Below are 13661 nucleotides of genomic sequence, written 5' to 3'. Positions count from 1 at the left end.
ATCCAGGGCCATCGCGATGTTCCTCTCGGTAGTGATCCTTGGTCGTTTCACCACAGAGACTCACGCGATGGCCCCTCTACATCGGCACCGACACGCCGCTACTTACACCACACCCGGGGACGTTCCCCCAATGGGCCGAATCAACTGTGTTGCGATCACCAAGTCTCCAAGCGTCTTTGGGGAACTGCGACACAATGCAGACGGCCGCCGAAGGCGTTTGGTTCACGACGGTGAGCGAAATCAGTTGGGCGTTAACGCAAATGTCACGCGGGCTCAGACGTCGGTCAGCGCCCGGGCCGGCTCGCGGAACATGGTCTTCTTGATCGCGCCGAGTGTGCCGGCGTCCTTGCCGCCCAGGGGGCGCAGCAGGTCGGTCGCCGCGGCGGTCACGTCGGCCTCGGCGGCGGTCGCGTCGACGATGCCGAATTCGGCGGCCTCTTGCCCACCGAACCGCCGCCCGGTCGTCATCGAGGCGACCGCGGCGCGGGGCGTGAGCTTGGCCTGGATCAGCGCGGCCATGCCGTCGGTGAAGGGGATGCGGATGTCGACCTCGGGGAAGCAGAAGAATCCCCGGTCGGCACGCATCACCCGCACGTCGTGGGCCATGGCGAGCATGGCACCGGCGCCGAACGCGTGCCCAGTCACCGCGGCGGCGGTCGGCATCGGGAGGGTGAGGACGCGGGCCAGCAGGGCCTGCACCCGCCCGACGTAGGCCTGGGTCTGGTCGGCGTGCGCGCCCAGCCAGTCCAGATCCAGCCCGTTGGTGTAGAACTTGCCGCCCCCGGTGGTGACCAAGCCCTGCGCGCCCGCCTGTTGGATTTCGTCGAGCTGCCCGTTGATCGCGTCGAGAAACTCTGGCGAGAACCGGTTCTCGTCGTCGCCGAGGTGCAGAATCGCGATCTTGTCGTCCCAGCTGAATGTCGGTGTCATGTCGTTGCCCTTTCTCTGGTCCTGCGTCGGGGCTCCCCGACGTCGAGCACGGCTGTGACCGCGGCGCGCAGCCGTTCGCGCGCGTCGGGTTCGTGGATCCGGTTGCGGCGCAACAGGATCGCGGTCGGTAGGTCGACGATGCAGGTGGTGACGACGTCGACGGCCGCGGCATCCGTGCGGTCCCACAGGCGGCGGGCCAGCAGGATCATCGTCTCCACCAGCGACCGGTCCAGGTCACGCAGCTGCGTCGCGATGTCGGGCGGCATGTCCGGCCCCAGCAGCTCGTCGCGGCGCACCGTCAACAGGAGTTGCGACGACTCGGTGTGGGTTTCGGCGAAGACGGCCGGCGCCTCGGCCGCCGCGACCACGGCGGCGACGCCGTCCCCCTCGGGGGCGGCGTCGATCGATTCGCTTTGCGCACAGAGGAATCGGTGTCCTGCACGCAGCCAAGCGCGCCCGACGAGTCCCGCCCGCGAGCCGAAGGTGTGGTACAGCGCACCGTTGGAGACGCCGGTCGCGTCGCTGACGGCTCGGATTGTGACCGATGCCGGCCCTGACCGCACCGCGAGCCGTTCGACGGCGTCCAGGATCTGGTCCTGGTCGTGAACGCGGGGGCGCGGCATTCGGTCATAGTAACAGAGCGTCCGCTCTGTTATAGGTTTACGTGATCGCAGCAACCACTTAACGCGATAGCGGCGAGGACCCGTTTGACGACGCGGGGCCGTCGGGAACCCGGTGCTCATGGGTAAGGTCACGCAGGTCAACGAAGAGGCGCTGTTGGCGGATATCGAGCGGCAACTCGTCGAGGAGTTCCCGCATATCCCTTCGGAGGTCGTCGACGCCGTCATCCGCGAAGAACGCGCGCGGTTCACGTACAGCCGCGTCCGCGAATTCGTTCCGCTGTTCGTGGAGAAGCACACCCGGGAGCAACTGCGAGCGCGGTCGAACTAGCTACTTCAAGTTGAAGGCCTCGCGCGAGAGGCGGAAGAAATGACCGGTGCTGGAGTCGGTGCAGGTGACGGCGGCGGGTTCGCTCTTGCAGGTGAGTGAAGCCACCGATCGGGTGTCGCCGACTTGCAGCGTCGGCAATCCGGTGTCGCGGGTGGTGTCCGTGTGGCAGACCATAGCCGGCCAGCTGCCCTGGACGATGTCGACCTGATCGCCGAATGCCCCCATGCAGGACTGCGGGCGCGGTGGCATCACGTAGGCGGGGTCGGTGACGCCGCAGGACGCGCGCGGCGCGATGCCCTCGAACTGCGCCATCACGCAGGTGACGTCGCCCGAGGGCGACTGGAAGTGGAAGAACGGGTCCGCGTGCGCCCGGCCCGCCACGGTCGCGGCCGCCAGAACCGGGACCGCGGCGATCATTTTCGCGCCCATGATGCAGTTGTAGCCCTCTCGGGCGGCCGGGTGAAGGTCGTCTCGCAAACTTATTTCCGGCTTACCACTCCCGGCCCACGAGGTCCGAGCTTACGCTCAGCAAATGATCAGGCATGCGCTCGTCATCGCGGCGGTCGTGGCCGCCACCGCGACGCCCGCTATCGCACGCGCCGACTCCCTGAACTTCCAGTCCCCGTCGGGCAACATCTACTGCGTTCTGGGCAGCCCGGGAGTCGCGTGCGACATCAGCGATTTCGACTACCAGCCACCGCCGCCACCGGAGTGCGGTAAGCATCTCGCCTGGGGCAACCGCTTCGTCCTCGACCAGGGTCAGCCGGCCGCCATCCATTGCCACGGCGACACCCTGCGGGTCCCTGGCGAGCAGACGCTCGACTACGGCCAGACCCTCTCCGCGGGCACCCTCACCTGCGACAGCGAGCCGTCGGGCATGACGTGCACCGACAGCAGCACCGGGCACTACTTCCGCGTGTCGCGCGACTCCTACGACCTCGGCTGAGAGTCGTTGTGCTCGAACCCCTTACGCGACCGTACAAAATAGTATGGTACCGTCGCGCCATGTCCGCGGTCGACGCACGCCCGGCGTACGGGATCACCGATGGGTTCGTCGCGCGGCTGGCCGAGCGCGCCGACGAGGCCGAGCGGCTGCGTCGGCTGCCCGCGGCGACGGTCAGCGAGTTCAAGGAGACCGACCTGTTCCGACTGTTGCTGCCGGCGCGCTTCGGCGGCGTCGAGGCGCCGTTTCCCGAACTGCTGCAACCGATTCGGCGGATGGCGCACGGGTGCGCGTCCAGCGCCTGGACGCTCGGGTTCTACGCCCTGCACAACTGGCTGCTGTCACTGTTCGACATGCGGGTGCAGGAGGAGGTGTTCGCCTCCGGACCGGTGCTGGCGCCCGCTCCCCTGGCCCCCACCGGCCGCGGCGCCCCGGCCGACGGCGGGGTGCGCCTGACCGGCCGGTGGGCGTGGGCCACCGGCGCGATGGACGCGGACTGGGTGATAGTCGGGGCACTCGTCGAGCGGCCGGACCGCATCGATCCGGCGCTGGTGCTGGTGCCCGCCGACCAGGTCGAGGTCGCCGACACCTGGCACACCGCCGGGATGCGGGGCACCGGCTCCCACGACGTCGTCGTCACCGACGTCCTCGTGCCCGAGCACCGCATGGTCTCGGTGGCCGACATCTATGCCGGGACGGCGCCGGGCGCGCGGGCCCATGACGCGCCGACCTACCGGTGGCCGATGGTGCCCGCGCTCGCGTTGGTGGCGTCGATGCCGGTGCTCGGCGCCGCCGAGCGGGTGACCGAGCTGTTCGCCGAGCGGCTGGGCATGCGCGTGCTGGCGTATAGCGGTGTGGCGCAGAAGGATCAGCCCACCGCCCAGATCCGGCTCGCGAGCGCGCGGGTGCGGCTACGGGCGTTGAGGGCGATGGTCGACGAGACCGCCGAGGGCATCGAAGACCTCGTCGCGCGTGGCGAGCGGGTGACCCGCTCGGTGCGGGCCCACGCCCGGCTGGCCGCCGCCCATACGGTGCACGAGAGCCGGGCCGTCATCGCCGATCTGCTGGATGCCTCCGGCGCGAGCGCGCAGTTCCTGTCCAACCCGCTGCAGCGCTTCAAGCGCGACGTGGACATCGCGGCCGGGCATGTGGTGTTCGACTACGACACCAGCCGAGAGTTGGCCGGCGCGTTGGCGATTGGCGCCAAGATTTCCCCGATCGCGATGGTTTAGTCCTTGAGCATCAGCTCGAGGAATCCTTCTCGCTGCGAGGCTTTTTGCGCCTGCTGGGCCGAGCCGGCCAGGTGCAGCAGCCCGATGCCGGCGGCGAAGGTCAGCTGCCCGCGCAGCTTGGCGTCCTCGAGGCTGAAGCCGTAATCGCTGTAGGCCTTGGTGACGGCGCGCAGCAGGCGCCGGTCGGCGGCGCGGATGTTGGCGGCCGCGGCCGGGTCGGTGCGCGCCCATTCGCGCATCGCGCGTTCCAGCGTCCAGTGCCCCGGGCTGGTCAGCGAGGTCATCATCGCGGACAGGCGTTCGCGGGGTGGCAGCGCGTCGAGTTCGGCCAGCGACTGGCGGTCCTTTTCCAGGAAGGTGTTCCACGAGTCGACCAGCGCGGCCCGATAGCTGTCCATGTCTTGGAAGTGCCAGTAGAAGCTGCCGCGGGTGACGCCCGCCTGCTGGCAGAGGCGCTCGATCTTCAGGGCGCGCACCCCCTGCTCGGCGAGCAGCGCGTAACCCGCCTGCAGCCAGTCCTCGACCGTCAGGCGAGGGGGCTTGCGCGGGGTCACAAGCTGCAAGGTTACGGGTGGGCCCGGTCCGGCCGGGTGAGGTGCGTCCCGCGCCCGGCGCCGTGTTCCCCGGTGAATTCCTTCCGAACACGCGGCGAACCGGTGGGCATGGCTAACGCATGCGTGTAATGTCCGGATTTGCTAGCCGAGAAATTCCTGTTAACTCTTGGCCGTTTTGCTCGGCCGAAGGATCAGGGGGTGCCGTGACCGAAGTGTCCGAGCGGCCGGCGGCGATCGATGCCGACGAGGTTGTGGTGTCGTTGCACGACGAGTCCCTCCTGCTGGGCGGTGACCCTGCCGCCGTCGAGTCCTATCTGACCCGGCTGCGCGCGACGGCCGGCCAGGCCATGCGGGTCGCCGGCATCGACAGCGCCTCGCTCGCGAACGCGGCGATCGCCGGGCTCGCCTCGCTGCTGGCCGACTCCGGCAAGTACGTGCAGCTGCACCGCGACACCGTGGACGCGCTCAGGGAAGGCAACCTGGTTCCCGTCGCCGACGGCTTCTTCCGGTTGACGACGGGCGCCGACGCCGGCGAGCTCCTGGCGCAGCTGCACTGGCGGCCCGAACTGCTCGGGCCGGAGGTGATGCTCTCGGCGCAGATGCTGGCCGTGCAGATGGCGTTGAAGTCCGCGGTGACCGAGGTGGAGGACGCCGTCCGGCGGGTGGAGGACAAGGTCGAGGCGGTGCTCGAGGTCGCCCGGGCGCAGCGCGCCGGCGACGTCCTGGGCAACAGCGTGACCGTTTCGCGGATGGTCGACTCGCTGGAGAAGTACGGGTCGCTGCCCGATGCGTACTGGGATTCGGTGGCCGCCCTGGGGCCGGCGCTCAACGTCGCCGTCGAGCAGCTGCGCAACCATGTCAGCCGCATCCTGGCGTCCTTCGACCACACGCTGGGTGTGCAACAGCGCGCCGGGAAGCTGCGAAATGCCATCGACGACAACCTGCTTGGCGACACCCTGAGCCTGCTGGTGATCGCCGAGGAGGCGTTGCACAAGTGGCAGCGGCTGAACCTCGCGCGCATCGAGGCCACGGAGCCCGATCAGCTGCTGCGGGCGATCGACGAGGCTCGCGGGCTGGTCGACCATCATCTGCGCGAGGACCTCGACATCTACCGCAGCGCCAAGGAGATCCTCGACCGGTTCGGGAAGTCCAAGGCGGTTGACGGTTTCCGGTTCTGGGCGGTGCGGGAGCTGGCCAAGCAGGGCGGCGCCGTGCGCGACGAGCTCGACCGCTTCGCGAAGGCCCGCCAGCACCAGGTCGAGACGTGGGAGGACTTCCACATCCCAAGCGTTTTGGATGCCGCGTTAGCCACGCTCGGGGCCGTCGGGGGCGTAACCGGGCACGCACTTGTGGGCGTGGGCCGAGGGCTCGTGTGGTTGGGCGCGCATGCGGTCGAGCCGTTCCGGGGCGGACGTGGCGGGGAACATTCTGCGGCGACCGAACTCGAGGAACACCAGCCGGCGTGCTGACTCCGCGCAGCGCGTCGTCGTTGACTGTGCTCGAGGCCGCCTCGATACTCCACCAGTACGGCCGTCGACCATCAACGGCGTTCGGCCCGCACAGGAGGTCGGCGTGATCGATTTGGGGCTCTCGGGCAAGCGGGCGGTGGTGTCGGGCGCGGGCTACATCCCCGAGCGCGCGGGCCACGGCTGGTTCACGTCGCTGGCCCTGGCCGACGCGGGCGCCTCGGTGGCCTGCGTCGACATCGACGAAGGCCGCGCGGAGCAGATTGCCGGGGAGATCGTCGGCCACGGCGGTCACGCCGTCCCGATCGTCGCCGACATGACCGACCCCGAGCAGGTCGGTCGGGCGATCGACGATGTCGAGGCGGCGCTGGGCGGTGTCGACGTGTGCGTCGACATCATCGGTGGCGCGACCTGGTCGAAGGTCGAGGACTTCACGCCCCAATTGTGGGATACGGCAATCCATTACAACCTGACTCAGGTGTTCTACCTGTTTCAGGCCGCGGCGCGGTACATGATCGCCCAGGGCAGCGGCGGCTCGTTGGTGGCGATCGCGTCGGTCGACGGGATTGCGTCAGCGACCTACCACGCCGCCTACGGCGCCGCCAAGGCCGGCGTCATCTCGCTGGTGAAGACCTTCGCGGATGAGTTGGGCCGGTACGGGATTCGCGCCAATGCGGTGGCACCGGGCAACGTTGGGTCCGGCAACGAGGACCAGCCGCCCGGTGAGTTTGCCGTCAACGGGATCAACCCGCTGGCGGCGCCCCGCGCGCATGACATCGCCAACGCCGCGTTGTTCCTGTCCTCCGAGCTGGCCGCCCGCATCACCGGTCAGACGCTCGTCGTGGACGGCGGCGCCACCATTCGGCAGCTGTGGGGGCTGGGCGAGTCGATGATCCCTTTGGACCCTGAGGCGGCGTTGCCGGACTTCATGAGGCCCGGGCCGTCGGGCGGTTAACGCTGATGGATCAGCGGCAGGCCCGGCACCGAGCTTCTGCCCTTGAGCACGTAGGGCACCGTGATCGAGCCGATGTAGATGTCGCGCATGTCGTGCCCGCCCCAGGCGATGCTGGTCGGGCCGTTTAATAGTGCACCTTCGGGGTCTTCGATCACGGTTGTCGCCCGGCCATCCGGGCTGATCGCGACGATCCTGTTGGCGAGAACCAGTGTCACCCAGAGGTTTCCCTCGGCGTCGAACGCGCACCCGTCTGCCATCCCCCATCTTTTGCCGACCTCCGGATCGCCCAGGTGCCGGCCGGCGTCGGGGCCATACTCGTCGGGGCGCCGCTCCCCCAGCGCCGGACCGAATGGCTCTTGGGGGCCGAGCGTTTCGCCTGCGATCGGAAACCGCACCACGTCGGCGGCCAGCGTGCGGACAACATACAGGTAGTCCTCGTTGCGATCCAGCGCCATGCAGTTCGGGAAGCTCACCGCGTCGGCGACCACTCGTGCCGACTGGCGATCCGGTGCGACGCGAAAGATGAACCCGCCCGCGGTGCCGCGCGCAATGGTATCCAAAAGGTCGTCCGCCATCGTGCTCACCGAACACCACAGCGCGTCAACGGAATCCACCAGAACGAAGTTCAGCCACCGCAGCGGGCGTCCGTCGAGTTGGTCGCCTAACACCGCCGTAATCTCGCCAGTCGCCGCGTCGAGATCCTGCAGCACACCCAGGCCCCAATTGGCGATCAGAAAGTGGCCGTTGCCGTCGAGCGCGATCCCGTTTGGCTCGCCGCCCGCCCGTCCGATATGCCGGACTGTGTGCTCATCAACGAGTTCTGCCACGGCTGAAGCCTTATCGGAGGCGAACACCCGGCCATCGCCGGCCACCACAACATGTTCCGGGCGTTGCACGCCGCGCCCGACGGGGTGCAATCCGGTCACCGCGATGGTGGTCTCGTCAGTTCCGCTCATCGATGCCCTTCGTGGACTTGTGCAGCCAAATGCCGTTCGGAGCTAGTCTCCGCCCATCTGGTACTCGTAAGCCTGTCGGACCAGTCCCATGACGTAGCCGAAGTCGGCTTTCTCGTCTAAGGCGACCTCTGTAGGCCCGTTGCCCCAGTGGCCTTTTCGGCTGACGTCTTCGGCCATTCCACGTTCGTCATGCAGCGAATCGATCGGGATGTTGAGGCTCAGGCGGAGTCTTGCCTTTTGGGGGACCACATCCAAGAAGTTCGTCTCGGCTTTGAAAGCCACATACAGCTTGAGGAACTGCCTGGTGATCGCTGGGTCAAGCGATAGCGCCTCGTTACTCAAGCGCTCAAATAAATCGCGTCGATCAGGCGATAAGAGGTAGGGATGATCTTCAATCGTGAAGCCCGATTCAGTTCTCGGTTGGCGATACTGCGCGATTATCTCCTCGGGTAGTTCGGGTCGCGGCCAGATCACGAGGGCATCTTTCGCGAGACGTTCAGCGCGCGCCTCGATTTCAGTTACGTTCCAAGTCTCTAACTGACCTAAGCCTTTATTGAGTCGGAGTGGGCTTTCCTTAAACCCGCCCTTCATGTCGCGCTTAGTCACGAACGGATGGTCGGAGTACTCTGAGTTATATCCCGTCAACGTCAAGTTGCCCAAGCTATGAACGTACTTCTGCTGTATCGCTTGCCAATCATCCCCGAGGGCTGCTTGCCACTCCTTTGAAAGCTTTTCGTTCTGCGGAAGGATGTGCTCGATGGTGTAGTCCTCGATCGTCACGTGCTCCTTGCGGCCATGATTCTCGAGCATGCGTAAGAAGTAGGAGCGTCGCCGGAAGTTGTAGAGGTCTGTGGTCACAAGGGCCGTCCGGAACTCTCCATCACTAGGAAACGCTCTGTAACTCTTCAAGCCAAGGAAGTGCGCCTTCACGCTTTCGAGATACTGGCCTTTGCGAATCGACAAGTGAAACGCAGCAAATGTCTTGTTGAGCGAATTTGTCGGCACACGACACACGGCGCGGCGGAAGACGTAGGACGAGACCATCTGTACGATCTCGAGGAAGTCGTCGCAGGAGATAGTCCTGAGTTCGTAGTCGCTGTACACCTCAAGCAGGAACGGGTATACCACCTCGGCCTTGATCTGATCGAGGTCTTTGAATGCACGATGTAGCTTTTCGTCTTTTTCAACACCGAGCGCCATCGCGCAGTAGCGTCGGGCGTATTGACGAAGTTCGATGACCAAGGTTTCGATTGTTCCGCCTTCGGCGCTCAATGTAATCGCATAATCCTTGAAAGCCTCGTAGATATCGCCTAGCCGAGGGATTTCACCTGTCTTTACAGTCAAGTAATGGCGTACAAATTCGTCGAACCGGCTCTCAACCGAATCAGTGAAGTCGAGTTCCATCGGCCGCCAGTAGTTCGCGTAGAGCTTCTCCTGCTCCTTCGGCGGCAGATCCATAAGGACGTAATTTCGAATTAGATCTACCTGCGAGAGCTTTCTACCGGTCGAGTTCATCGCTTCGAAGACCAGTTGCGGATTGTCGACGTTCCTCGTCAGCGTCACATCGACAACGACAAGTTTGTCGAGACCGCGACATACCACGGCAAGGTCGAGCTTCGGATCGGCGAGCTTCTCGCGGAAGAAGCGGTAATTATCAATCACACGTGTGGGTGCATCGCCGTTTGGCTCCACGCCTTGAATCACAGCCAGCAGCGCATCCTTGTCACTCTGCGACAAGATGAGCTTATATTGCCGCTCTCCCTCTTCATCGTCGTTGAGCAGGTAGCGGTTGCGAATCTTCTTCGGAGAGAAACCTTCCCATGGCTGGCGCTCCGCCTCAGGCAGCTTGTCGAGCCGGTCAGCCAGAGCTGCAAGAAGCAACGTGACCGTAGTAATGCGCTGCTGCCCATCGATGATGAGGTCGGGTTGGGACGAGGTGAGGGTGGATTGATCCTTGGCCACATACACAATCGAGCCTGTGAAATGAGCGCCAAGTTTCTCATAGCTGCCGGCCCTGAAGATGTCCGACCAGAGCTGCTCGCACTCCGACCTCTGCCATGAATAGACCCTCTGGTAGATCGGAACCACAAACTGACTGCTCTTCTTGAGCAGCGTCAGCAAGTGCGAGTCAACAGCCTTCACGAAACCCCCATCTGGTTCAGCGACCCGTTCAGCTTAATTGCACTCGCCGCCGCCCACCGAAGGACGGCCGCAGCCGTCGACCCCGTCTGGCGCGTGTTCTATTAGTGCAAGAACCCCGCTCACCTACCCCACCAGCTGATACGCGACGGTCTCCCCTCGCTTTGCTCGCACTCACGCATCGAAAGCTAGTTTGACTGCCTTGCTTAGGTAGCCGATCTGGCCGCCACCGAGGCAACGAAATTATGTCTGCCCTGGGTCCGGCCTGCGAAGAGGTTATTCAACTACGACACACAGGGATTGAGACGGCTCGTCAAGCGAATCGACAAAGCACCACGACTTGCCGCGACCGACGGCAGAACAAAATCCAACCGCGCGACTCTACGTCTATGACCGACTTTCCATCCGCGCCGTCGCCGCGACACTCGGCAACAGGGAAGACAGACTCTAGAAGGCGCTGCACGATCGGCGAGTGATCATCCACAGTAATGATCGGCGCGCGTGCATTCTCCACCGGATGCATCCTAGATTTTGTATTTGTCGCGTCGTTTCTGGAATGCCGTCTCGCCCCCGTCGAGGATCTTGCAGGCGTGTTCTCTTATTCCGCAGGACTCCAGGACATAGTCGCTCGCAACCTCAGGGGCGGTATGTTCTAGTGACCCGGTCATGTAGGCGAATGCTTTGTCATCACGATTCCGGCGATCGTTCCCGTGGCGGTTTGCGACCACGACTTGCTCGGAGTCAGCACCCACAACCAGGTTTGCATCGTGGCTGACCATCAAGATTTGACGGTCACGCTTGCGCTGGACGAGGTAGGGCACGATCGTGTCAAAGATCGATCGACTATCTAGATCGTCTTCGGGTTGGTCGATCAAGAGAGGCCATGCCTCATCAGACTCATTAAGCATGAGGCTGAGCGCGAACAGAGCCTGTTTACCCGGAGTCATCGAGGATCGCTCGAACCCACCGATGCGGTCCCCTTCCAGCGTCGCGATGAATCTCACGTCAGGGGCGATCATCAGGGCTCTCGCCGCAAGATGAGGGAGACTGCTACCAATGCGCACCTTTTGGGTTCCGTCCCGCAGGCTCTTCAAGAACGCAGCAGGGTCGGCCAACACCGATTCGATTTTGAGAAGTTCAGAGGATCGCTCGAAGTACGGAGTGTTCTCTTGTCGATTAAATCCCTGTGACACCGCTTGCAACGCCTCTGTTGTCACCTCATACTCGATGCCGAACTCCATCCCATCAAGGGTGCGGTCGCTTGAACGGAACCGCATCGCAAATTCCTCAATGTGCTTGCTGAGCACCGCGCGCTCTGTCCGTATCGCTTCGACCTGAGCGTCCTGTGTAGCCAATAATTCCTTGAGGTTCTTCTGCTTTGAAGTAACCTTGTTAAGTAGTTCCTCCTGGCGCTTGTGCGCTTTGACTACCTCTTCAAGCTCCACGTTCGACTGGTTTCGGGCGATTAAGTCGGCGTTGGCTTCTCGCAACGACCGTTCTTCCTCTTCTAGCTGACTCGCTTCCTGGCCCAACGCGCGCTGGTAGCCAATGATTGCGCCGTCGATTGACTGTCTCAGCGGCGCCACAGCTTCCGCCACAATTCGAGTGAGCTGACTCTCGAGGTTTTGCGGAAAGACGTCAGGTAACGGAGTTAGCCGAACCTCAGCCGAGACCCCTGTCGTCACGTAGTCGCTATCAGTCGCCGACAGGTACGGTGCAATCGCGGCAGTCTCTTGGCGGATGGCTGCGCGTCGAGAGGAGTTGGCTGCTAACTGATCTACCAAGCGTTGGTAATTTTCAACATCATCCGGAGATAACGCGGAAGCTGCGCGGAGATTCGCAACACGTGCGGCTAGGTCGTCACGAGTTGACGCGATCGCGGCAGGATCACCAAGGTCACGAAGCTCACTTCGCGCGTCAGCGATTCGATCGGCCAGCCGAAACCATTCATCAACTGCATCGCTGATGATCAATTGGCTCGATTCTGTGTCGGCCTGCATGCGCTGGTGTGCCGTCTTCAGATTAGAATCCATCCGGTAGAGCGCTGGCTGAATCTTCGCAGTGATTTCATCGGGCCGCTCACTCACCGCAAACAGCGAATTCTGAGGAATGTAGATGATCTTGCCTTCTTTCACGGCCGGATCTGCCCACTCAACAGTGCAAGCGATGTCGGAGACGTCTTCCCAAGTCAATGCCGCGGCGGGTCCAGCCTTTCCATCCTGCATCAACCCACTTGCAATCTGTTGTCCTACCGTGTACCCGGGATCTACTGCATGGGCGATGTAGGCCATCAGGGCCGACTTGCCTGATGATCGACTGCCGATGATCGATACGAGGTTCGGGTTTAGGACGATGGTCGCCGGAAATCCTCCGCCATCGAAGTGCACAGCTGAGATGACTTTATAGGGCTCTTTCGCATCCGGTTTTGATGTCTGGATTCGGACACGATGCTCCGGCTCTACGAGCGTCTGCTGTAACCCTTCGAAAGTCGGGTCGGCCTTGATCCAGGTGGTTTCCTTGCGCGTGTCCTGGGTTTCCACCGTCTTGCCCAACCATAGCTCAAGCTGTTCGAATGAGTGCGCGTCACAGCATGCGAAGACTGGCTTGGGTTTGGACTCTTGCGCCCCGTTCCCATAACGGTCGTTACGCAAGAAGTAGGCGACGTTCCGACTGTTTCCATAGATGGCGTCCGCGAACTTGTCAATCTCATCCGCTAGGTTTTCTCTTCGGCGCTGGCCGCTGCGTGCGCGTATGCCGTCGTTGTTAGAAGGCACGAGCACCAGCACGTTGTCGTCTCGCACCGCCTTGCTACCAAATGTCTCCGTAATCGCATCGTGAATGTCCTTGCGAGTCACCGTTGCGCGCTCAAACTGCGCCCGGTGTTGGAGTTCAGTGCACCTCAGGTGACGTCCGCCGGCATCGGTTGTAGTCGTCTTCAGCTCCGAGAGAAGCTTCGTCACCATTTCCTCAGAAACGTCTGGTCGCAGGAGGAGGTGAATGTGGACGTCCTGATTTTCTCCGTTGACGGTCTCATTCAAGCGCAACTCGATGTTGGGCAGCAGCACCTTCTCGGACTGCGGGAATAGTTCGCCGTAATGCTTGGCCACTGCAAGGAACCCGTCTGCGCTGAAATAATCAGTAATGCCAAATACTTGGACATCAGACTCCTCAAGCATTCGGCAGAACCGGTCGAGATCAGGTGGTGCGCCGTAACCGTCCCCGAGCTTGGTTCCTGGAGAGTGGAGATGTAGGTCCCACTTCCGCCACTCCGATCCACGAGGCATTCGCCGGACCGTCATATTAGTAGACGCTCCCCCCAGTCTTCCTGCGCCTCAAACTCGGCTGGAACTAGCTTGGCCTGTTGCAGCACAAGTTGGATCGCTTTCTCCCCCCAGGCCGGCAGGTAGTCGTCGTTTGCGAGATGCGCCGGATTTTGGAAGGCATGGCAGCCTCCCCGCTGTCCCTGAGGTTCCAGTCGATGGTCGCTATTGCGCGGACAGTGGTGACCAGTTCGCACGCGGCCTCTGCACGGGCA

General features: G+C 63.4%; 12 protein-coding genes. 5 read left to right on the top strand and 7 right to left on the bottom strand.

All coding sequences use genetic code 11. From position 1 onward, the window contains the following. Positions 1-273 precede the first annotated feature (273 nt). Both BRW65_RS22115 and BRW65_RS22110 read right to left on the bottom strand, forming a co-directional pair. Positions 274-930 carry an enoyl-CoA hydratase-related protein gene (locus BRW65_RS22115; RefSeq protein ID WP_073878282.1) on the bottom strand — a complete coding sequence of 219 codons (657 nt, stop codon included), beginning with the start codon at positions 928-930 and terminating at the stop codon, positions 274-276. After that, positions 927-1553 carry a TetR/AcrR family transcriptional regulator gene (locus tag BRW65_RS22110; RefSeq protein WP_073878280.1) on the bottom strand — a complete coding sequence of 209 codons (627 nt, stop codon included), beginning with the start codon at positions 1551-1553 and terminating at the stop codon, positions 927-929. Before BRW65_RS22110 ends, BRW65_RS22115 begins: the two co-directional genes overlap by 4 nt. A 118-nt stretch (positions 1554-1671) precedes the next feature. Here BRW65_RS22110 and BRW65_RS22105 point away from each other — a divergent pair, with 118 nt between their 5' ends. Then, a complete protein-coding gene (locus BRW65_RS22105; protein WP_073878278.1) occupies positions 1672-1881 on the top strand; it encodes a three-helix bundle dimerization domain-containing protein in 210 nt (69 codons plus the stop codon). On the opposite strand, the gene BRW65_RS22100 is transcribed toward BRW65_RS22105, so the two are convergent. Beyond that, positions 1882-2310, bottom strand: a complete 429-nt coding sequence (locus tag BRW65_RS22100) for a hypothetical protein (RefSeq protein WP_073878276.1) — start codon at positions 2308-2310, stop codon at positions 1882-1884. 103 nt (positions 2311-2413) lie between these two features. Here BRW65_RS22100 and BRW65_RS22095 point away from each other — a divergent pair, with 103 nt between their 5' ends. Together BRW65_RS22095 and BRW65_RS22090 are read left to right on the top strand one after the other, a co-directional pair. After that, positions 2414-2827, top strand: coding sequence for a DUF6636 domain-containing protein (locus tag BRW65_RS22095; RefSeq protein WP_073878274.1), 414 nt, complete (start codon positions 2414-2416; stop codon positions 2825-2827). Between the two features lie 59 nt (positions 2828-2886). After that, positions 2887-4056: an acyl-CoA dehydrogenase gene (locus tag BRW65_RS22090; protein WP_073878272.1), complete on the top strand. Its 1170-nt coding sequence runs from the start codon at positions 2887-2889 to the stop codon at positions 4054-4056. Here BRW65_RS22090 and BRW65_RS22085 read toward each other — a convergent pair. Beyond that, entirely contained in the window at positions 4053-4610 is a 558-nt protein-coding gene (locus BRW65_RS22085; RefSeq protein WP_073878270.1) for a TetR/AcrR family transcriptional regulator, read from the bottom strand. The genes BRW65_RS22090 and BRW65_RS22085 overlap by 4 nt on opposite strands. A gap of 203 nt (positions 4611-4813) precedes the next feature. Between BRW65_RS22085 and BRW65_RS22080 the strand changes: the two genes are divergently transcribed. Beyond that, a complete protein-coding gene (locus BRW65_RS22080) occupies positions 4814-6079 on the top strand; it encodes a hypothetical protein (RefSeq protein ID WP_244168167.1) in 1266 nt (421 codons plus the stop codon). A gap of 103 nt (positions 6080-6182) precedes the next feature. Next, positions 6183-7031, top strand: a complete 849-nt coding sequence (locus tag BRW65_RS22075) for an SDR family NAD(P)-dependent oxidoreductase (protein WP_073878268.1) — start codon at positions 6183-6185, stop codon at positions 7029-7031. On the opposite strand, the gene BRW65_RS22070 is transcribed toward BRW65_RS22075, so the two are convergent. The 3 genes from BRW65_RS22070 to BRW65_RS22060 all read right to left on the bottom strand — a co-directional run bounded on the left by BRW65_RS22070 (position 7028) and on the right by BRW65_RS22060 (position 13410). Next, positions 7028-7903 (bottom strand): SMP-30/gluconolactonase/LRE family protein, encoded by an 876-nt coding sequence (locus BRW65_RS22070; protein WP_167374080.1) that lies wholly within the window; start codon positions 7901-7903, stop codon positions 7028-7030. The two genes, BRW65_RS22075 and BRW65_RS22070, sit on opposite strands and share 4 nt — an antisense overlap. Positions 7904-8029: 126 nt before the next feature. Continuing rightward, entirely contained in the window at positions 8030-10129 is a 2100-nt protein-coding gene (locus BRW65_RS22065; RefSeq protein ID WP_073878264.1) for a DUF262 and DUF1524 domain-containing protein, read from the bottom strand. A gap of 521 nt (positions 10130-10650) precedes the next feature. Continuing rightward, complete coding sequence (locus BRW65_RS22060) at positions 10651-13410, bottom strand: TrlF family AAA-like ATPase (protein ID WP_347876636.1); 2760 nt, start codon at positions 13408-13410, stop codon at positions 10651-10653. Positions 13411-13661 lie beyond the last annotated feature (251 nt).

The sequence above is a fragment of the Mycobacterium paraffinicum genome (assembly GCF_001907675.1).
In the GTDB taxonomy this organism is placed as follows: Bacteria; Actinomycetota; Actinomycetes; order Mycobacteriales; family Mycobacteriaceae; genus Mycobacterium; species Mycobacterium paraffinicum_A.
Note: the sequence above shows the minus strand (reverse complement) of the source record. Positions and strands in the feature narration are given on the sequence as shown.